At 72.6% G+C, this 19,804-nt stretch carries 11 protein-coding genes and 1 CRISPR repeat array (1 of these 12 running past the window's edge); of the genes, 5 read left to right on the forward strand and 6 right to left on the reverse strand.

Annotation, left to right across the window (positions count from 1 at the left end; translation table 11 throughout):
* Positions 1 to 683: direct repeats of the CRISPR family, unit length 37 nt; unit sequence GTGGCACCGGCCCTCCGGGGCCGGTGAGGATCGCAAC (it extends 170 nt beyond the left edge of the window).
* A gap of 146 nt (positions 684 to 829) precedes the next feature.
* Complete coding sequence (locus UA75_RS11230; RefSeq protein ID WP_075740199.1) at positions 830 to 1,642, reverse strand: peptidylprolyl isomerase; 813 nt, start codon at positions 1,640 to 1,642, stop codon at positions 830 to 832.
* A 158-nt stretch (positions 1,643 to 1,800) separates the two neighbouring features.
* Between UA75_RS11230 and UA75_RS11235 the strand changes: the two genes are divergently transcribed.
* Both UA75_RS11235 and UA75_RS11240 read left to right on the forward strand, forming a co-directional pair.
* Positions 1,801 to 2,502 carry an MBL fold metallo-hydrolase gene (locus UA75_RS11235; RefSeq protein ID WP_075740200.1) on the forward strand — a complete coding sequence of 234 codons (702 nt, stop codon included), beginning with the start codon at positions 1,801 to 1,803 and terminating at the stop codon, positions 2,500 to 2,502.
* A 175-nt stretch (positions 2,503 to 2,677) separates the two neighbouring features.
* A complete protein-coding gene (locus tag UA75_RS11240) occupies positions 2,678 to 3,367 on the forward strand; it encodes a hypothetical protein (protein WP_232237722.1) in 690 nt (229 codons plus the stop codon).
* Between the two features lie 439 nt (positions 3,368 to 3,806).
* Here UA75_RS11240 and UA75_RS11245 read toward each other — a convergent pair whose 3' ends face one another.
* Together UA75_RS11245 and UA75_RS32745 are read right to left on the reverse strand one after the other, a co-directional pair.
* Complete coding sequence (locus UA75_RS11245; RefSeq protein ID WP_075740201.1) at positions 3,807 to 5,696, reverse strand: YibE/F family protein; 1,890 nt, start codon at positions 5,694 to 5,696, stop codon at positions 3,807 to 3,809.
* A complete protein-coding gene (locus UA75_RS32745) occupies positions 5,693 to 6,232 on the reverse strand; it encodes a hypothetical protein (protein WP_157434113.1) in 540 nt (179 codons plus the stop codon). The genes UA75_RS11245 and UA75_RS32745 overlap by 4 nt, the downstream gene beginning before the upstream one ends.
* 486 nt (positions 6,233 to 6,718) lie before the next feature.
* Between UA75_RS32745 and UA75_RS11255 the strand changes: the two genes are divergently transcribed.
* Both UA75_RS11255 and UA75_RS11260 read left to right on the forward strand, forming a co-directional pair.
* Positions 6,719 to 7,786 (forward strand): hypothetical protein, encoded by a 1,068-nt coding sequence (locus UA75_RS11255; RefSeq protein ID WP_157434114.1) that lies wholly within the window; start codon positions 6,719 to 6,721, stop codon positions 7,784 to 7,786.
* 585 nt (positions 7,787 to 8,371) lie between these two features.
* Entirely contained in the window at positions 8,372 to 9,565 is a 1,194-nt protein-coding gene (locus tag UA75_RS11260; RefSeq protein WP_083683117.1) for an acyltransferase family protein, read from the forward strand.
* A gap of 492 nt (positions 9,566 to 10,057) precedes the next feature.
* On the opposite strand, the gene UA75_RS11265 is transcribed toward UA75_RS11260, so the two are convergent.
* Both UA75_RS11265 and UA75_RS11270 read right to left on the reverse strand, forming a co-directional pair.
* Positions 10,058 to 13,852, reverse strand: a complete 3,795-nt coding sequence (locus UA75_RS11265) for a tetratricopeptide repeat protein (protein WP_075740204.1) — start codon at positions 13,850 to 13,852, stop codon at positions 10,058 to 10,060.
* Positions 13,853 to 14,166: 314 nt separating this feature from the next.
* Positions 14,167 to 16,950, reverse strand: coding sequence for an ATP-binding protein (locus UA75_RS11270; RefSeq protein ID WP_075740205.1), 2,784 nt, complete (start codon positions 16,948 to 16,950; stop codon positions 14,167 to 14,169).
* Positions 16,951 to 17,401: 451 nt separating this feature from the next.
* Here UA75_RS11270 and UA75_RS11275 point away from each other — a divergent pair, with 451 nt between their 5' ends.
* On the forward strand, positions 17,402 to 18,721 hold the full coding sequence (locus tag UA75_RS11275; protein WP_075743676.1) for an FAD-dependent oxidoreductase: 1,320 nt from the start codon (positions 17,402 to 17,404) through the stop codon (positions 18,719 to 18,721).
* Between the two features lie 403 nt (positions 18,722 to 19,124).
* On the opposite strand, the gene UA75_RS11280 is transcribed toward UA75_RS11275, so the two are convergent.
* The gene (locus UA75_RS11280) at positions 19,125 to 19,763 is read right to left on the reverse strand and encodes a pentapeptide repeat-containing protein (RefSeq protein ID WP_157434116.1); all 639 of its coding nucleotides are present in this window, start codon (positions 19,761 to 19,763) and stop codon (positions 19,125 to 19,127) included.
* Positions 19,764 to 19,804: the final 41 nt, after the last annotated feature.

Here is a 19,804-nt window from a genome sequence, read left to right on the forward strand (position 1 = left end):
GGTGAGGATCGCAACAGGTCGGCGATGCGGATCTCCACATGCGGATCGAGCAGGTGGCACCGGCCCTCCGGGGCCGGTGAGGATCGCAACGGCGGGATAGGACCGGGGTCGGCCGGTGCGGCGGCAGGTGGCACCGGCCCTCCGGGGCCGGTGAGGATCGCAACCGTGCCTTCTCCTCCTTGGCCGCAGCGCGGCGGGCGGGTGGCACCGGCCCTCCGGGGCCGGTGAGGATCGCAACCGTGCCTTCTCCTCCTTGGCCGCAGCGCGGCGGGCGGGTGGCACCGGCCCTCCGGGGCCGGTGAGGATCGCAACGCCCGCGTTGAGCGGTGCGGGCCGCGACTCCGCTCGGGTGGCACCGGCCCTCCGGGGCCGGTGAGGATCGCAACCGCAAGACCCGGTTCCGACCAGCGCAGCTCGCGGTCGGGTGGCACCGGCCCTCCAGGGCCGGTGAGGATCGCAACCACCCCCGGCGACGCCTGCGATTGCCGCGAGCCGTGGGTGTGGCACCGGCCCTCCGGGGCCGGTGAGGATCGCAACTACCGGCGCGAGAAGGTGCGCCACGTCGCCGAGGAGTGGCACCGGCCCTCCGGGGCCGGTGAGGATCGCAACCTCGCTGGCTGGACGGCGCGGCACACGCCGAGGGCCGGTGGCACCGGCCCTGCGGGGCCGGTGAGGATCGAACGCCCGCCGCCGAGCGAGATCGCACCAACGCCGCCGAGCGACCCGCAGCCCGCCCACCCCGGCCCCTGCACACACCCGAACATGCAGACAGCCCCGGCCCGCCGTCAGCGGCGTCGACCGGGGCTGTCGTGGTCGTGCGGGGAGAGGATCAGCTCGCGATGCCGACGCTCTCGATGATGGTCTCGGTGTTCGGCGGACCGTCGCCTGCACCGGTGGCCTCGCCTGCCTCGGCGATCTCGTCGACCACGCCGAGTCCGGCCTCGTCGACGGTGCCGAAGACCGTGTACGACGGGGGAAGCTCGGAGTCGCCGTAGACGATGAAGAACTGCGAGCCGCTGGTGTCGGGGCCCGCGTTGGCCATGGCCAGCGTTCCCCGGCCGTAGGTCTCCTCGCCGGTCAGCTCGTCGGCGACGGCGTAGCCGGGGCCGCCGCTGCCGGTGCCCGTCGGGTCGCCGCACTGGAGGACCTCGAGGGAGCCCTCCGAGGTGACCAGCCGGTGGCAGGGCGACTCGTCGAAGTAGCCGCTCTCGGCGAGGTGCAGGAAGCTCTGTACCGTGCACGGCGCTGCCGCACGATCCAGGCTCACTCCGACCTCGCCCTGATTCGTCGTCAGCGTGGCCTCGACGGTGCCCTCGGCGGGCGTCGGATCGACGTCCTCGGGGACCGCGACCTCCTTGGCGGGCGGCTCGCCGCCGATGATGTAGCCGCAGGGGCCCTCGGTGGTCTCGGTCGGGGGCATCTCGTCCGAGGCGGCGGGCGGATCGGTCTGTCCGGCGGCCTCCGCGTCGTCGCCCCCGCCCTGGGTGGCGAAGAAGTAGACGAGGCCGACGACCAGGACCGTCCCCAGCACCGTCGCGCTCATCGCGATCGTGCGACGGCGTTTGGCACGTTGGGCACGGCGTTGGAGCTGCCGTTCAAGCTTCCGCTTGGCGGCTGCGCGACGTTGCTCGTTGGTGGGCACCGGCTCCCTCCTAGGGATGCTGGAGACGGGGGTGGCAGGCGGCAGTCTAGAGCGCCCGGGTGTGGTCTGTGTGTACCGGGAGGCGCCGGCTAGGCTGACCTGTCTGCGGGGCTGGTCGACGACTCGCCCCGATCACCGGTTCACACGAAAGGCACCTCGTGCTCGTCGTCGGCTTCCCCAGCGGTCCGTTGCAGGCTAACTGCTATCTGCTCGCCGGTGGACCGGACAGACCGTGCGTGATCATCGATCCAGGTCAGCATGTCATGGGGGAGCTGGCCGACAGGCTGACCGAGCATCGGCTGACTCCCGTGGCCGTCCTGCTGACCCACGGCCACTTCGACCACGCCTACTCGGCGACCGAGGTGTCCGAGGCGTACGACATCCCGGTGTGGGTGCATCCCGGCGACCGGACGCTGCTGTCCGAGCCCCTGCGCGGCGTCGGCTCGGAGCTGGCCAGACTGCTCGGACCCGAACTGGCGATGAGCGAGCCGCAGCGGATCGCCGAGCTGACCGACGACCAGGCGATGGACCTGGCGGGGCTGCGGATCACGGTCCTGCACACGCCGGGTCATACCGAGGGGTCGGTGTGCTTCCGGGCCGCGACCACAGGGGGCCCTGCCGTGGACGGCGGCGTCGAGCCGGACGTGCTGGCGGCGGGAGACACCCTCTTCGCGGGCACGGTGGGCCGCACCGACCTGCCCGGCGGCGACCCCCAGACGATGATCGAGACACTGCGTCGTCGCATCCTGCCGCTGCCGGACGACCTGGTGGTGCTCCCCGGTCACGGTCCGGCGACGACCATCGGGCGGGAACGGAGCCGCAATCCCTTCCTTCGCGGCCTGACCCCTCCGGAGGGCTGAGCCCTGTCGTCCCGCCGTCCGAAGACGCAGGATGCCGCCCTCCGACGGCCGGCTGTGCGGGAGCCTCTCCTGACGAGCGGTCCTCGCGGGCTCGAGACCGGGTCTTCGTCGAGCCCCGCTGGCGCTGGTGGATCATGCGAGAGGACACGCCGAAGATGAAGGAGACATCGATCCGGTGACCGAGAACGATCCTGGTGAGCTCGACCGGCCTGGCGGTTCCGATCGGCCCGAACGACCGGCGGTGCCTGCGGGCATCGCGTTGAACCTGCTGCCACCGGAGCTTCTCCGCCGCCGCGCGCTGTCGATAGCGCTGGGGGCACTGATCATCGGTGCGGCGATGGGCGGACTGTTCGGCCTGATCGGCGGGCGGGTCGCCGGGCTGGTGGCGGCGGGGGTGATCACCGTGCCGTTCCTGCTGCTGGCCCTGTCGGAGGCCAGGAAGCGGACGCGGCTGGACGGCCGTGTCGTGTCCGTCTCGTCCTTCGGCACCCGGCGGGTGGATCTGACCGAGCTGCGCGAGATCGACCTCCTGGTCTCCGATCAGCGCGGGGTGCGCACGGTCGCCCTGTTGATCCAGGGCCATGGCCGGACCCTGAACGTGGCCCTGGCGATCTACGCGGGCGCAGGCGGCCGGGAACTGGGCATTCTGGAGCTGCGTCGACTCGCCGACGCGCTGGCGGGCGTCGGGGACACCCGGACGCTGGCGCTGTCTCAGCTGCTCGTCAACCAACTGCGGGCCGAGGCACGCGGCGAGGCTGCGGCGAACCGACCGCTCTATCAGATCGCCTCGGCAGCGCCCGGCGGACGACTTCCCACGCGTCTCGACCCGGCCGCCGTAGCCCGGTTCGTCGCGACGCTGGACTGATGCCGGGCCGGTGAGCCGTGGCCGGGCGGGTGAGCCACGGTCCGGCAGGCCGGGGTCGCAGGTCGTTCGACGCGCGGCGAGTGCGGCTGGCGGATCGTGCCGCGCCGCATCTCGGCCTATGGGGTGAGCCCGGCTGCGTTCGCCCGGCCGCCCACGACCGGCCGAGGTCGTCTGAAGCGGATCGCCTGGGCAGGTGAACGCAGACCTCCTGCGGACCCCACCTGCGCGACGCCGCATCTGACCGGATCGGCGGGTCAGCGAGCGACGCCGCCGGGCCTGCTGCGTCGGCGCCCACTCCGGAGCACAGACGCAGTGCGGACGACGCAGTGTCGGCAGGGGAGCCCGTCGGGTAGCAGCCCGGGCCGGAGCGGGGCGTTCGAGACGAGGACGAGGCGGTCTGGGCTCAGACGATCTCCACGGACGAACCGCAGGACCGGCGCTATCGAGGGGCCCCGTCCGGCGGCGGTCGCCTCGGTCGTTGCGGCCGCCGCGTCGTCGTGTCCCGAGACTGCTGGGCAGGCTCGCCAGCAGCGGCTGCCGACCTCGGGTCCGCCCCGGTCTCGGGCGGTCCCGCCCGCCTGCCGCGATCCGGGCGCGGCCTGCCCTCGCGGGGCGGCGGCTCGTCCGCAGCGCCTGCTCCGCCGTCGTCCGCCGCCCTCCCTCGCGAGGCTGCCTGCGGCCCCGCAGCCTCCCTGCTCACCGCCCCTCGCGGCGGCGTGTCGGACGGACCTGCGGTCGGAGCCTCGGCAGGCGGCGCCGTTGTTCTCGACCGGGTCCCGGGTCGCTCAGGCCGGACCGTCGCCGTTCGCCCGGCTCCACGAGTCTGCCGAGCACCGCCGGACGCCGCCGTGGGTCGAGCCGAGTCCGGACGCGGCGCCGCATCCGCGCCGTCGTCCGCCGCCGCGTCCTCGTCGGGATCGGCGGCGTCCCGGCCGTCGGGGTCGTCCGGACCGTCGTACTCGGCCGTGCCTGCCCGGCCGGGCGGTTCCCTGGTGATCACCAGCGCGGCGAGCGCCGTGGTGATCGGGACGGCGGCCACCAGACCGATGCTGCCGACGAGCGTTCGGACGATCTCCTGGGCGACGACCTGCGCGCCGACCAGGGTCGACAGGTCGACGCCGGACAGCGAGTAGGCCAGCAAGAGTGGCAATGCCGCACCCGCGTAGGCCAGCGCGAGGGTGTTCACGGCCGCCGAGATGTGGTCTCGGCCGATGCGCACCCCGGCGGCATAAAGCGCTCGCCAGCCCATCGACGGGTTTGCCTTGCGCAGTTCCCAGACGGCGCTGGTCTGGCTGATGGTCATGTCGTCGAGGACACCGAGCGCGCCGATGATCACCCCGGCGAGCAGCAGACCCCTGGCATCGACGTCGGTGCCCAGGATGGTGATGAGGTTGACGGTCTCCTCGTCCAGCCCGGTGAGGTGGGTCAGCTCGGCGAACAGGATGCCCAGCCCGGCGATCAGCGCCAGGCTGAGCAGGGTGCCCAGCACGGCGGCCGAGGTCCTGGCCGAGATGCCGTGCGTCAGATAGAGGACGACGAACATGATCAGCCCCGCGCCCACCACCGCGACGGTGACGGCGTTCTCGCCCGCCAGGATCGCGGGCATGATGAACGTCGTCAGCACGCCGAAGCTCACCGCGAGCCCCGCGAGCGCTGTCAGGCCCTTCCACCGGGCCAGCAGCAGCACGGACGCGGCGAACAGGACCGCCAGCCACAGCAGGGAGCCGCCCCGCTGGAAGTCCACGATGCGATAGGACGTGGGCTCGGTCGGCTCGGCCCCCGCGTAGGACAGCACGACCTGGTCGCCCTGTTCGAAGGTGGGCGTGCTCGGCTCGAAGGCGATGACCTGGCCGATGGTCTGCCCGGCCGCCTCGCCGTCGTCGAGCCGTACCTCGAGCACCTGGCATTCCGACTCGTCCGGATTCGTGCCGATGTCGGGCGACGCCTGCTCGGCTCCGGACTGACAGCTCCCCACGGCTGCGGAGACGACCTCGCCGTTCACCGGCTGCTGGAAGAAGCCCAGATCGCTCTCCGAGCGGGGCTGCTCGCCGAAGGGATAGAGCAGCAGCACCCCCAGCACGGTGGCGAGTGCGGCCGGGACCAGCAGCACGGCCAGCAGGAGGCGGACCCGCGAGGACGACGGCCCGGCGGGGCCGTGCCCGTGGCCGTGGCCGTGCCCCACGGAGCCCGCGCCGCGTCGTGCGCCGCGTCGCGCGGCCTGCTCCGCCGAGGGCGCGTCCGCATCGGCCTCTCGCCGTGCTGTCTCGGCGCCGCGCCGCCGCTCGGGACGTCGGGCCGGTCTGCGTTCGGCAGGGGCGTCCTCGTTCATAGCGGCTGCCGCGTGCCGGTCCTCGGCCCCGCCGCGCCGGGGCCTGCCCGGCGGGTCGTCGCGCCGCTGAGCCTCGGCTGGTCGACCTGACGGCTGCTCCGCGCCGCGTTCCCCGCCCGGGGATCGGCGACCTCGATCGCCGCCGCCGGAGCGAGGTCGTCGCGCCGCGTCCCCAGCCGGTCGCGACCGGCCACCCGGGCTGTCCGCCTGCGGGTCGCCCGCCTGCCCTGCCCGGCCGCCTGGCGGCTCGGCCTCGCGGTGTGCGCGCGGCTCCGATGTCTCCTCGCGATCAGCAGGCGGGCGGCCGCCCGCCGAGGGCTGCCCCTCGCCGCCGTCGCCGGTCCGTCTCGGCCTGCGCCGGTTCGGCGGCGCACCGGCCCCGCCATCCGGCGGCCTCGCCCGTCCGCCGCTCGGCGGCCTGTCGTGCCTGCGGGGCTCCTCGGCCTCGCCGGGTTCGGCGGGTCGGGATCGACGAACCTCGGGCGGCGGCCCGCCGTCGTCGGGGCGGCCTCGACGGCGCGGGGTCCCCTCGGCATCGACCGAGGGGAATTCGTCGGTCGTCTCGCCGGGCGGCGGGACATCGGGGGAGGGGGGACGCCCGAACCAGTCGTCGCCCCGGCGTTCGTCGCTCACACGACCCTGCCAACCGGCCTCACGTCGATCATTCCGCGCATCTTATGGGGTGGACGACATCACGGCGCGGTCAGCGCGACCGCCCGGCTGCCGCGGCGGCTTCGGGGGCATACGCTGCGAAGACGTTCCGATCGAGGGCCGCAGCGGGAGCCCGTGGCGGCGCGACCGCCGATCCCGTCGAGATCGACCACGACGGTCGAGCACCGGGCGGGTAGGCTGGTCGCTGCGTGTGAACAGACGCGAGGCTGGAGTCACTCCCCGGTGCACATGAGTGGCGGTTCCGCCGCAGGGTTGAGGCACTCCTGTTCATCGATCACCGAACGCCTCCGACGCCCGCGATGTCGAGCGTCCTCACCATGCCGAGCCGGGCGGCAGAACCGAGGACCGTCATGTCACGAACTTCTCTGACCGATCGACTCGTCGCCTTGCGTCGCGACTACACCGGCGAGAACACCGGCGAGGCCGCCCCCGAGGTGGCCGCCGCCCTCGCCCGACTCACCCGCGCGCAGCGGGAGTCCCTGGTCGACGTTCTGCGCTCAGACGATGCCGCGCTCGAGGGAATGAGCGTCGGCGAGCCGGTCCGCCGGGCACTGTTCCCGATCGCCGAGACGGCGGGCCAACGGCGGCTGGAGTCCGCCCTGCTGACGGCCGCGACGCGGGTGGTCGATCACCTGCATCTCCGCCCGCCCGCGACCCTGCTGCGGCCCGCGCACGCCTTGCGCGCCGTGCGCCCGACGGCGGCCGGTCTTGTCCTGCACCTGCGACCGGACGCGCTCGGACCGCTGCTCGTCGAGCTCCTGCCCGGAACCGGCCCGAACGGCCTCGCCGGGCTCGCGGGCCTGCGCTACCGGCGCAGACATCGATCGGTCGAGCTGATCCTGCTCGGCGACGAGACGCCGGGGCGGGCCGTGCTGGCGGGAGTGACCGGGCGGAGTTGGCAGGCGGGCATCGCGTTCGTGCGACGGTGGACGGCGGAGACCGGACGCGGCACGCGGCTGTCCGGCGCGGACCTCGCCGATGGGCTCGGCGAGGAGGAACGACGGCAGCGTGCGGCGGCCGCACCGGACCCCGGCGGCCTCGGCAGCGCCCTGCTCCGGCGCAGCGGGCTGCTCTCGGCCGGACTCTGGTTCACGGCCTGGGAGTACCCGGCGTCAGGGGTTGCGGCCGGGGACGGCGAGCAGGGCGACTGGTGGTGGGAGTGGGCAGGCGGCCCCGAACCCGTCGACGTCCACCGGCGGCTGCGACATCCGATCCTGGGCCTGCCCGACCCGGTCGGCGTCCTGCTGTCCGGTGACGGGCGTATTCCCACTCGTCGGCGTGCTGATGCGCGCCCGGGACCGACGGTGTGGCTGCGCACGGTCCCGGCCCCCACCGAACAGGACGAACGACGCCTGGCCTCCTTCGCGTGGCCCGCCGAGTTCCAGGCCTGGCGGGAGTGGGACTCCCGGATCGGCTGATCGGGGCCGGACCCTCGATCTCGCGGCCGCGTCGGCGCACTGCCCGCGAGACGTCGGGGCGGCCGGTTCAGCCGAGTGCCGTCCGCCCCGACGTGCCCACGCGCCCGGCGAATCAGCGATCGGCGGGACCGAACTCCTGGATGACACGGCCGCTGTGGCGCGAGTCAAGCGGGGGAGAAGACGTGGCACGGCTGGGGCCATCGCCACCCCGGACCGCGCCGCCCCCGGACTGCGCGGACTCGGCCCGGCCGGGCCGCAGGGCGCAGGCACGCCCGGAATCGCCGCCGGGAACCGCTGTCGGCCTGGCGGGTCTCCGCGCGGCGACCGCGCGCTCCGCTGCACTGCGTCGCACGCACACTTCGTAGACTCTGGTGCCGTCGTCGTCGGCTGGGCGCGGACGCCGACTCTCCCGAGGTGCCCGGGGCAGCCTGGCCGGTCTCGATCTGCCGGGTGAGCCCAGCGGTGCGCCGGTACACCCGGCGGTGGTCGGCGATTCCGGCCCCGTCGCTGCGTAGGCTGACGATCGAGAGAAGGCCGACCGACCCGCCAGGGCCGATCCACGAAGGAAGGACCGGCGCGAGTGCGATGAAGAGGTCGGCGGCAGGCTCCCCCCTCGGCAGGATCGGCCGCCTCGCGGCGCAGGCCGACGGCGACCGGGACCGGGTGGTGGATCTGCTGCGGGCGGCGAGCATCGTGGTGGTGATCCTCTGGCACTGGACGCTCTCGGTCACCCAGCAGCGTGCCGACGGCGTGCTCGTCATGCCCAACCCCATCCCGCAGATCCCCTTCGGCTGGGCGGCCACCTGGCTCCTCCAGGTGATGCCGGTGTTCTTCCTGGTCGGCGGGTACGCCAACCTCGCGGGCTGGCGATCGGTTCGACGAGCGGGCGGCGGCACCGGACTCTTCCTCTCGCGCCGGGTGCGGCGACTCCTCATCCCGGTCGTGGTGTTCCTGATCGTGTGGGCGGTGGTCGAGACGGTGCTGTGGGCGGTGGGGCTGACGGGGGTGGCGGTCTACGGCCCGGTGCTCGTCTCGCCGCTGTGGTTCATCGCCGTCTACCTGGTCGCCGTGCTCCTCGTTCCCCTCACCGCGCGGCTGCACGAACGGTGTCCACTCCCGACCCTGGCTGCGCTCGGTATCGCGGTCGCCCTGTTCGACTTCGGCCGATTCGCGCTGGGCATCTCGGCGCTCGCCTGGGTGAACACGGTGCTGATCTGGATCTTCGTGCACCAGCTCGGCTACTTCCACCGCGACGGCACCCTGCCCGGCCTCGCCAGGAGCAGGCTGCTCCTGCTGACGGTCGGCGCACTGGCGGGGCTCGTGCTGCTGACCGGTCCGCTGGGGTATCCCCGGTCGATGGTCGCGCACGAGGGTGCGGAGCTGAGCAACATGTATCCGACGACGGCGGTGATCGCGGTGCTCGGCGTCTTCCAACTCGGCGTGCTGATGCTGGCCGGGCCGTTCCTCGCGCGCTGGCTGCAGCGCCGCCGGGTCTGGACGGCGGTCGTGGCGGCGAACATGGTGATCATGACGATGTTCGTCTGGCACATGACGGCCCTGCTGCTCGCCCTGGGCACCTACCACGCACTCGGGTTCGAACTGCTCCGGGAGCCGACGGCCGAGTGGTGGGCTCAGCGGCCGGTCTGGCTGCTGCTGCCTGCGGTGTTCCTCGCCCTCTTGGTCGTCGTCTTCCACCGGGCCGAGACCGGGTCGCGGCGACCGAGGGCGGACCCGGGGACCGCCCTCGGCACCGCAGCAGGTCGGGGCCCTGACGCCTGAGGCCGGGACGGCCCTGGGCGAATCCGGCCGCATCACGACCGGCAGTGCTCGCCACACCACCGCCGGCCGAGGCCTCACGCGCGCCGGGGCGCGTTCACCACCTGCGGAGACCGCTGCGGTTCCGACGCGACGCCCGACGGCCGGGGCCTGCGCACCGTCGGACGCCGGTGGTGTCGGGGTGCGATCCTCAGCCGCCGCTGAGGTCCTCCGGTGGACCAGGCAGGAGCCGCGTTCGGTGCAGCCGGGGCGGCTCCCACTCCGCCGCGGCCCGCCGAGCGCTCGGCCGGTGACAGCGCCCCCGGAGTGCGCCCGCGCCGCTGATCGCCTCCGCACCTCGGCCACGACGACGCCGATCCCTCCCACCGCCAGAACCAGCCGACTTGCTGCGTCCCGATCTCGCGGGGATATCGAGGGTGGGCGTGTGCACCGGACAGGCTGACCACGGCGGGGTGCGGGGTCCGAACCGGGGTGCACCGGCTCGCACCCCGTAGATCACTCGTGCTCGGGCGAATGCGTCCGTTGCCACTCGCGGAGCAGGATGCGGAAGCGTTCCATCGAGCGTCCGGCGTGCTCTTCGAGTTCGGCGAGGTACTCGATGGTGTGGGCCACCTCGCTGTGGCGGACCGGCCGGGTGAGCGCCTCCCGCATCGCCCGTGTCGCGGCCTCCTCCTCGCCCAAGGCCGCGAGGTAGGTCGCGATGCTCAGCCGCACCCGGTGTCTGGTCTCGTCCTCGGCCAGCAACCGCCGGTCTCGATCGAGGGCATCCACGAAGTGCGCCTCGGCCTGCTGCTCGTCGCCGAGCCCGAGCCGCACGACGCCGATCAGATAGCGATCCCACCCGGTGCCGCCGCCGGTCCGTTCGGCCTCGGTGAAGTCGGCGATCGCCCGCTCGTGATCGCCCCTCTCCTGAAACAGCCTGCCCCGCAGAATGAGGGGGCGGACGTCGTTCGGATCGAGCGCGATCACCGCGCCGAGGTCCGTGATGGCACGCTCGGTCTGCCCCAGCTCCTGATGAAGCTCGGCCCGCTCGATCAGCACCCAGTCCAGGGCGGGATCGAGTGCGAGTGCCTGATCGAGGTCGGAGAGTGCTCGGCGGGGGTCACCGAGCGCGCGATGCACCTGGCCTCGGCCGCCCAAGGCCCACGCGTAGTCGGGTTCGAGTGCGAGGGCGGCGTCGAAGTCGGCGAGACCCTCGGCGAGGCTGCCGTCCAGCCGGTGGATCTCGCCGCGGCGGGCCAGCGCCCAGGAGTAGTCGGGTCGCAGCGTGATCGCCCGGGTCAGATCGGCCAGCGCCCGTGGACGGTTGTCGAGGGCCTCATACGTCTGCCCTCGGCTGGCCAGCGCCCAGGCGTAGTCGGGGTCGAGCGCGATCGCCCGATCGAACTCGGCGAGTGCCTGCGTGAGGTGATCCGCCAGCCGATGTGCCTCCCCGCGATGCCCGTGGCTCGACCGCAGCTCCGGTTCCAGCCCGGCCGCCCAGCCCGGCCCGGCCGCCGTCCAGTACTCGTCACGCCGGTGCAGGGACGGGACGGCCTGCGCCGACTCGATCTCCGCCGGGAGACCAGGGGAGAGCTGCTCCGCCCTCATCAGATCGGCCGCCGCCCCCTGCTCGTCACCGAGGGCGCGGCGGGTGCGAGCGCGGCTGCACAACGCCCACGGGTCGTCCGGGTCGAGTTGGAGGGCCCGGCCGAGATCCGCGAGCGCCCGTGCCGGTTCGCCCGTCAGCCGGTACACCTCGCCCCGACCGGCCAGCGCCGCGACGAGATCGGGATCGATCTCCAACGCCCGATCGAAGTCGGCCAGCGCCTCGGCCGCGCGGCCCGTCGCGCGGTGGACGTGCCCGCGTGCCGCGATCGCCGCCAGGAAGCGGGGACGCAGCTCGACGGCCAGATCGAAGTCGGCGAGCGCGAGTTTCGGGCTGCCGAGCAGATGATGCGCCTGACCGCGTGCCGCCAGCGTCCACTGATAGTCCGGGTCGAGTTCCAACGATCGATCGAAGTCCGCGACGGCGGCGGGAAGATCCCCGAGGAGCCGATGCAGCCTGCCCCGCTCGTCGAGCCCCCAGCCCAGCTCGGGGTCGATCTCCAAGGCTCGATCGAGGTCCACGAGCGCATGGGCGGTCTCGCCGAGGGCGCGGCGGACCTGCCCCCGGCTGGCCAGCGCGTAGGCGTCGTCGGGGTCGATCTCCAGCGCACGGTCGAAGTCGGCCATGGCGAGAGCCAGATCGCCCGCCATCCGGTGCGTCTCGCCGCGATGCCGGTACGGCGCCGCATGGCCGGGGACGTCGTCGACCGCGCGGTCGTAGTCCGCGATCGCCTGCCGGTAGTCGCCGCTGCGACGATGCAGCCTGGCGCGTGCCGCTCGTGCCCAGATCAGCGCCGGGTCGATGTCGAGCGCCGCGGTCAGATCCGCCATGGCCTGGTCGTCGTGGCCGAGCAGGAGGTGGGCCTGTCCTCGGCTGCCCAGTCCCCACGCGTTCTCGGGGTCGAGTGCCAGCAGGCGGTCGAAGTCGGCCACCGCCCGTTCCCCGTCACCGGCCAGGCGGTGCGTCTCTCCTCGGTCGGCGTAGGCGAGCGCCAGCCCGACCTCGACCCCGGCTGCGGTCTCGCGCTCGACGGCCACGTCGAAGTCGCGGAGCGCGGCCTCGAAGTCCCCGAGCGAGCGGTACACCTTGCCGCGTTCGGAGCGTGCCCAGACCAGCATCGGCTCCCGCGCGATCACCTCGTCGAAGTCGGCCAGCGCCGCCGCGTCCTCGCCGAGGGCATGGTGGGTCCGCCCTCGATTCATCCGGGCCCACAGATAGTCGTCGTCCAGTTCCAACGCCCGGTCGAAGTCGGCGATCGCCGCCACCAGGCGGTCGGTCTCGCGATAGGCCTCCCCTCGGCTCGCATAGGCCGCGTCGAACTCGGGGTCCAGCGCGACGGCCCGGTTCAGGTCGGCGAACGCCTCGTCGAAGCGATCGAGCATGCGGTACAGCTCGCCTCGGTGGTAAGCGGCACCCGCGTGATCCGGGTCCAGTTCCAGCGCGCGGTCGAAGTCGGCCAGCGCGAGATCGACCTCGTCACGCCGGTCGTGCAGCCTGCCGCGCCGGACGAGTACGTCCGGGTCGGGGTCCACCAGGAACAGCCGGTCCAGATCGGCCAGCTCGGCCTCGGTGTCGAGCCGCAGACGGTGGACCTCGATGCGTTCCCCGAGCAGCCAGGGCAGGCCAGGGGCGAGTTCGATCGCCCGGTCGAGGTCGGCCATCGCCTGATCGAGATCGCCCCGCGCCCGATGGACCTGCGCCCGGCCGCCTAAGGCCCAGGGATAGTCGGGCGCCGTCGTGAGGGCCCGGTCGAAGTCGGCGAGGGCCCGATCCAGGTCGCCCAGCAGCCGATGCGTCTCGGCACGACTCGCCCGCACGGCGGGATGATCCGGGGTCAGCAGGACCGCCTGATCTCCGTCGACCAGCGCCGCCGAGAGGTCGCCGAGCGCCCGGTGCACCCTGGAGCGCTCGTCCCATGCCCAGCCGATGGCCGGATCGAGCCGCAGCGCCCGGTCGAGGTCGCGTAACGCCTCCTGGTGCCTGCCGAGCGAGTGATAGGCCTGACCGCGCGAGGCGAGGGTGAAGGCGTGGTCGGGGAGGCGGTCGAGTACCACGTCGAAGTCCAGGACGGCGTCCTCGTCGTGGCCCAGCACTCGGCGAGTCTCACCGCGTTCGATGCGCGCGTACAGGTAGTCGGGGTCCAACTCCACGGCCCGATCCAGATCGCGGAGGGACTCGGTCAGCCGGCCGGCCATGCGATGCGACTCGCCGCGCCGGGCGTAGGCGACGGCGTACTCCGGACTGTGGCGGATCGCCGCGCCGAAGTCCGCACAGGCCTGGTCGTACTCGCGAACCTCGTGCCGCAGGACCCCGCGCTCCACCAGCGCCCAGTCGAGATCCGGATCGAGGTCGATGGCGCGATCGAGATCGGCGAAGGCCTCCACCAGACTGCCCAGGGCCCGATGCACCTGCCCCCGACTGGCCAGCGCCCACGGCTCGTCCGGCTCGATCTCCAGCGCCCGGTCGAAGTCGGCGACGGCCGCCTGATTCTGTCCCAGCAGCCGGTGCGTCTCGCCGCGCTGGGTGAGCAGCTCGGCGGAGTCGGGTTCGAGCCCCAGCGCCCGGTTCAGATCGGCCATGGCCGCCTCGTCACGACCGTGAGAGCGGTGCAGCTTGGCTCGCAGGGACAGCGCCATCACCGGCTCGGGATCGTTGGCGATCGCGCGCTCCAGATCGGCCGCGAGGTCGTCGAGGTAGCTCATGGGGTGTTGATCGTCCTCTCTGGACGGTAGACGCCGGGCAGCATCCCACGGCAGGCCGTGCGGCTGCCTCGGGATTTCGCACGCGAAGGGATGGGCCCATTCTGTCGGCAGCAGCCGACAGGAATCGCTGCGGGCGGGGCTCGTCGGCGCGGTGGAGGTGGGTCGGGGAGCCGCTCGGCGACGTGCGAGGTCAGGCGAGGACGGGCGTGGTGCCTACGGTCTCGTTCAGGCGGTGATCTTCCCGCACCCTGAACAGCTCAGGGTCGATTGACTCAGGGCTGAGCTGGGAAGGTCGACAGGCACCACCGGCGGGGTCACGGGTCGATCTCGGACCCCTGTTCGAGATCCGGCCCGGCGGGCTCGACCGCCAGTGTGGGATCGAGGGCGGCGCGCGCGGCATCGTGACGCTCCAGCAGGAGGCGGAGTTCGCCCAGGATCGTCAAGGCTCTGACGTTCTGCGGATCAAGGCCGACAGCATGTTCCAGGTCCTCAGCAGCGCGTTCAGGCTCGCCGAGCATCAACCTGGCGTATCCACGAAGTTCGAATATGGCGGCGTCGGCAGGCGCCTGTTCGACGACGTGATCGAGATCTATCAGGGCCTGCTCAGCTCGGCGAAGGGAGAGAAGCAGGCTTCCTCGAATGCGGCGAGCCTCCATGCGTTGGTGATCAGATGCGACCACGCGGTCTAAATCGGCGAGAGCGCGCTCGTCGTCGCCGAGTACCCGGTGGAGCGCCGCACGGATGGAGTAGGCGCCGATGTGGTCGGGATCGAGGTTGATCGCCCGGTCGAGGTCCGCAAGCGCCTGTTCGAGATCGCCGAGTTCCCAGTGAGTGCTACCGCGTTGAATGTGGGCCAGTACGTGCCTGGGGTCGAGGTCGATCGCGCGGTCGAGGTCGTTGAGGGCGCATCGATGGTTGCCTGCCTCTCCATGAGTGATGCTGCGCCTTATGTAGGCGTGGACGTGGTCGGGCTCAAGTGCGATGGCGCGATCCAGATCCGCGAGCGCACTTTCGTGGTCGCCTGCGTATTCGTGGGTGATGCCGCGGTGGATGTGGGCGAACACATGATCGGGATCCAGGGTGACTGCGTTGTCCAGGTCGATGAGGGCGCGTTCGTGGTCACCGACTTCCCGGTGGGTGATGCCGCGTTGGATGTGCGCCAATACGCGCTCGGGATCGAGCTCGATCGCGCGGGTCAGGTCGACCAGGGCGAGGTCATAGCGACTGCAGTCTCTGTGGGTGATGCCGCGTTGGAGGTGAGCGAGCACGTGTTCGGGGTTCAGCTCGATCGCGCGATCGAAGTCGTGCAAGGCACGTTCGTGATCACCGAGTTCCTGCTGGCTCATGCCACGCCAGACATGGGCGAGGACGTGACTCGGATTGAGTGCGATCGCCTTGTCATAGGAGATGACTGCTCCCCGGTGATCCTTCTGCCGGTCTTTCGCCATTCCGCACTGCAGATGCGCGGTACTCCGTGCCTCCCGGTCTAGCGTGCGATCGCTGGCCAACTGCGTCAGCAGTGCAAGCTGCTCGGTACTGCCTGTCGGCCCGAGCGCTGACAGCTTCCCGGCCCGCTGCTGAAGTGCCGGGTCGTCGACCACCGCCACCGCCTGTTCCATCATCTCCACCCATGCGCCCGCCGCCGAGTCCTCCCAGTACAGGACGCTGACGAGGCCGCTCAGCGCGGCGGGCAGCTCGGCGGCGGGTCGGGCACACAGTCGGTGGTAGTGCTGCTCCATGGCGAGCCCGCGCCACGCGGCGTCGGCCCAGGCTCGCCCGGCGGGCAGCTCCAACGCCGCCCCGGCCGCCGCGTAGTGGTCGGCCAATGCCTGATGCATCGCACGCCAGCGGCTCGGTGAGCGCCGTCGCAGGTCGCGCAACATCACCGAGCGCACCACCTGGTGGTAGCGGTAGCCGTCGGGGTGCTCGGTGACGAACGGCAGCGAGTACAGCCACCGGAACACCGCGTCCGGGGCGCCGTCGAGGTCCGCACCGGCCACGCCCGCCAGCTCCGCGAACAGGTCCGCATTCAGCGTGCGGGGCAGCGCGCCGAGCAGCGCCGCTGACCGGCGGCGCTCGTCCGGCTCGCCGCCGAGGAAGCGCGCCACCGCGCCCGCACTGGGATCGGCGACCTCCGCCGCCGTGGCCGGGCCCGCCTCGGCGAGCATCGCCACCAGCACGGGCAGCCTGCCGGACAGCCGCAGGATCTCCTCGATCACCGGCTCCTCGGTCACGCCCCGCCGAGCGAGCAGCTCCTGGCACTCCGGCTCGGTGAACGGCGCCAGCGCCAGATCGACGCGGAAGCCGAGATACTCGCCCCAGTGGTGCGCGTTCAACGGCTCCTGGCCTGCGATGGTCAGCACCAGGTTCGGCGGCAGGTCGCCGTGTCGGCCCGCCAACAGATCCAGCAGCCAGCGCTCCAGGAACCGGCCGACCTGTTCGAAGGTGTCCACGAACAGGGCGAGCTGGGCGTGCTCTGCCGCTGCGCCGAGATCGACGAGCAGCGCCGAGGTCAGGACGTTCACCGGCGCGAGCAGCAGCTCGACGTCCTCACTTCGGGAGAACTTCCGACTCAGGTAGGCACGGACCTCGTCGACGTTGGTCGCGACGGTGTCCGCGTCGATCTCCGCCGCCAGCGCCCCGAGCACGGGAATTCCGCCGCCCGCCCGCAGGCCCAGCCGCACGGCGGAGCGGGTCAGCATCGTGGGCAGCCCGTCCGGCGCGGCCGGGTCGCGGTCCACCTCGTGCCGTCGTTCCCGGTAGGTCGTCAGCGCCGCCCTGGCCTTCCGACAGCGCACGTCCTGCCGCTCCAGATCGGCCACCAGCTCCTCGATCGCGGTGGGGACGTCCTGCGCGCTCTCCTGCACCAGCGCGGTCCGGCAGCCCTGGTCGCCGGCCGCCTTGCGGAACTGCCGCAGCAGGGTCGACTTCCCGACCCCGGACGGGCCGTGCACGCTGAACAGGAATCGGCGACGCGGGTCCTCCGCCGAGAAGCCGAGGTTGGTCTGGAAGCCGCCGAGCTGCTCCGTGCGGCCGACGAAGGTGTCCTGCTGTCGTTGCCGGATCACGTCCTGCAAGGACAATCGCGTCTTGCTCATGCTCGCTCCCGCACGCCGGTGTGCACCCAGTGTCGTCTATCGATCACCGACGCCGGGAGCGCTCCGCAGGAACAGCGCCTGCGTGGTTTCGGCAGGCGAGTCGGCTCCCCGGCACCCGTTGCGTCCAGCGTGTTTCGGCTCCTTCGGCCCGTCGTTCCGCTGATCACCGACGGTGATCATCCACGGTCGGCCCGCGTGTCGGACGTCGACATCCGGCGTGGCACGGCCTGCAGAGCACCGTTCGGCGACGGCTGCGGGCAGCCTGCCGACCGGCCGCGACTCGCGCGGCGGCGTCCGCCGGGCTCCTGCAATCCCGTGACCTGCCGTTCTGCCAGGTCACGCCGTGGATGGCGTCGTGCGCACTGCGGATGTGATCACAGTCGGTGATCGGTTTACCGTCCGTCCGAGTGATCAAGACGGAACTCTCCGTCGGAAGAGTGAGGTGGCATTCGTGCGACGTGCGCTGGTGCTCGGCGGCGGCATCGCGGGACTGACGGCGGCCGTGGTGCTCGCCGAGTACGCCGAGGAGGTGATCGTCGTGGATCGTGACGACCTCGCGACGGACTCCGCCCCCCGGCGCGGGACCCCGGCCGCGCCGCACTCCCTCGGCATCCACGAACTCGCCCGCAGGCAGTTCGACCGCTGGCTGCCCGGACTGATCGAGACGCTCGTCGACGAGGGTGCGCGACCGGTGGACTCCGGCTCGCACTGGCACGTCGACGGGGTACGCAAGGCCCCGGTGGTCGGCGAACCGCTGATCTGTCTCACCGCGCCCTTCCTGGAGCGGCACCTGCGGGACCGGGCCGCCGCGCTGCCCGCCGTGCGCTTCGTCCGGGGCAAGGCCACCGGACTCACCCATCACGGGTCCCGAGTGGACGGTGCGCTGGTCGCCGAGCCGGGCAGGCGGGGTCCCGGCGACCGGATCAGCGCCGACCTCGTCGTGGATGCGATGGGCCGCTCCAGCAGGCTGGGGGAGTGGCTGGGCCGGGCGGGCTATCCGACGCCGCCGACTCGGCGCGTCGTCATCGACCTCGGCTACGCCACCCGGCTCTACCGCCGCGACCCCGGCCAGCGCGTCGACGACACGGACAGCGTGTACTCGCTGCGCACGGGCAGGCTCGGTCCGGCGGGCGGTCTGCTGCTCCTGCCGGTCGAGGGCGACCGATGGAGCGCCACCGTCGTCGGTTACGGCGACGACCGGCCGACCAGGGACGTCGAGGACTTCGAGGCACGGTGCAGGACCGAGCCGGTGTCGGCGTTGAACCGGTTGGTCCAGTCCGGCGAGCCGGTCTCCGAGGTGTCGGCCTCCCGTCATCGGGACAGCCGACGCCGCGACTTTCACCGGATGCGCAGGCTGCCCGCCGGACTGGTGGCCCTCGGCGACGCGGTGGCCTCGCTCAACCCCATGTACGGGCAGGGCCTGAGCGTCGCGATGCTCCAGGCGAGTGCTCTGCATGCCTGGCTGCGCACCCGGCCCGCGATCGACGAGCCCGCCGAGGGCTACTTCGATCGCAGCCGCGTCGTCGTGGACGCGGCCTGGCAGCTCTCGGCCGCCGAGGACCTCCTGCTGCCCAACGCCGAGGGGCGCGGGGCACTCGGTCTCCCGCTGAGCCGGGGCTTGGCGGGGCTGTTGGCGAGGGCGACGATCACCGACGCGGGCGTGCATCGGCAGTATCTCGACGTCGCCGCGATGCGCCGTCATCCCCGCGAACTCGCTCGCCCCCGCTTCGTGCTCAGCACCATGCGGGCCGCGCTGCGCTCCACCTCCTGAACTCCAGGGCGCCCCGGCTGAACTCCGGACCTGTTCCGACGCCCCCAGCAGGCCCGCCGGCTCGGCTCGATCGGCGAGACGGCGGCGGGCGAGCCGTGAACTGCCGGGTTGTCCGCCCTGCTCCCGCGACTCTCGGCGTCTGGCTGCGGCGACCGGAAGAGGGGCGACCGGAAGCGGGCAACCGCGAGCGGACGCCCGGGAGGAGGCGCCGGACCGGGGCGACCGCCACCGATCGAGCCGAGACGACCCGGCCCGGCGGACGGGCAGACGAGATCGAGGCGATCCGGGACTGACGACCCGCTGCCGGTCGCGCGGTCGGTTGACTGTGCCTGCGGGCGGCCCGACGTCGGTCGGATCGGGCCGCCCGCCCGGGCATCGTGTCGCCCGGTGACGCGGCGCCGATCTACCGCTCGTGTTCACCGGCCGGGCAGCTGCCCGGCCGAGCCCGACCGGTCCCGTTGTGCGACGAGTCGTGCGGATCGGACCCGAGGAGATCGGGACCTGAGAACTCGGACCCTGCGAGATCGGACCCTGCGAGATCGGACCCTGCGAGATCGGACCCGACAGGCTCCGACCCGACCGGACCGGCTCGATCCGCGCCGCTCGTCGGACAGGCCGCAGCACAGGTCCCGTCGTCGGCGGGACCGATCAGCCCGGCCGACTCGGCGGGCTCCGTCGCCCGCCCGCGGGCCGCGGACATGTCGGGCGCCTGCGCGGTCGATCCAGACCACACCGGCGCGGCCTTCCAGGCAGGCTCACGGCTCGCCGCCTGGTCGACGACGGTGGTCGGAACCTGATGGACCGACAACAGGCGCAGCCCGAGCGTCTGCACGCGGACGAGCAGCCCGTGCAGCGCCGCATCGTCGAGGACCATCCCGCGCAGGATCGCCTCCTGCGGGGTCCGCCCCACGCTCATCTCGGGGAACACCTGGGCGATGCGGTGCACCGACCTGCCTGCCACCCGCAGCTCGTAGCAGCGGGTCGTACCCGGTGGCAGCCCTGCACCGGGACTGTTCGGGGGCGGTGATGCACCGGCGTTCACCACGGCGCACCCCCGTCCCGCATCACCGGAGGACGGCCCTC

Origin of the sequence: Actinoalloteichus sp. GBA129-24, from assembly GCF_001941645.1 — a bacterium.
GTDB lineage: Bacteria > Actinomycetota > Actinomycetes > Mycobacteriales > Pseudonocardiaceae > Actinoalloteichus_A > Actinoalloteichus_A fjordicus.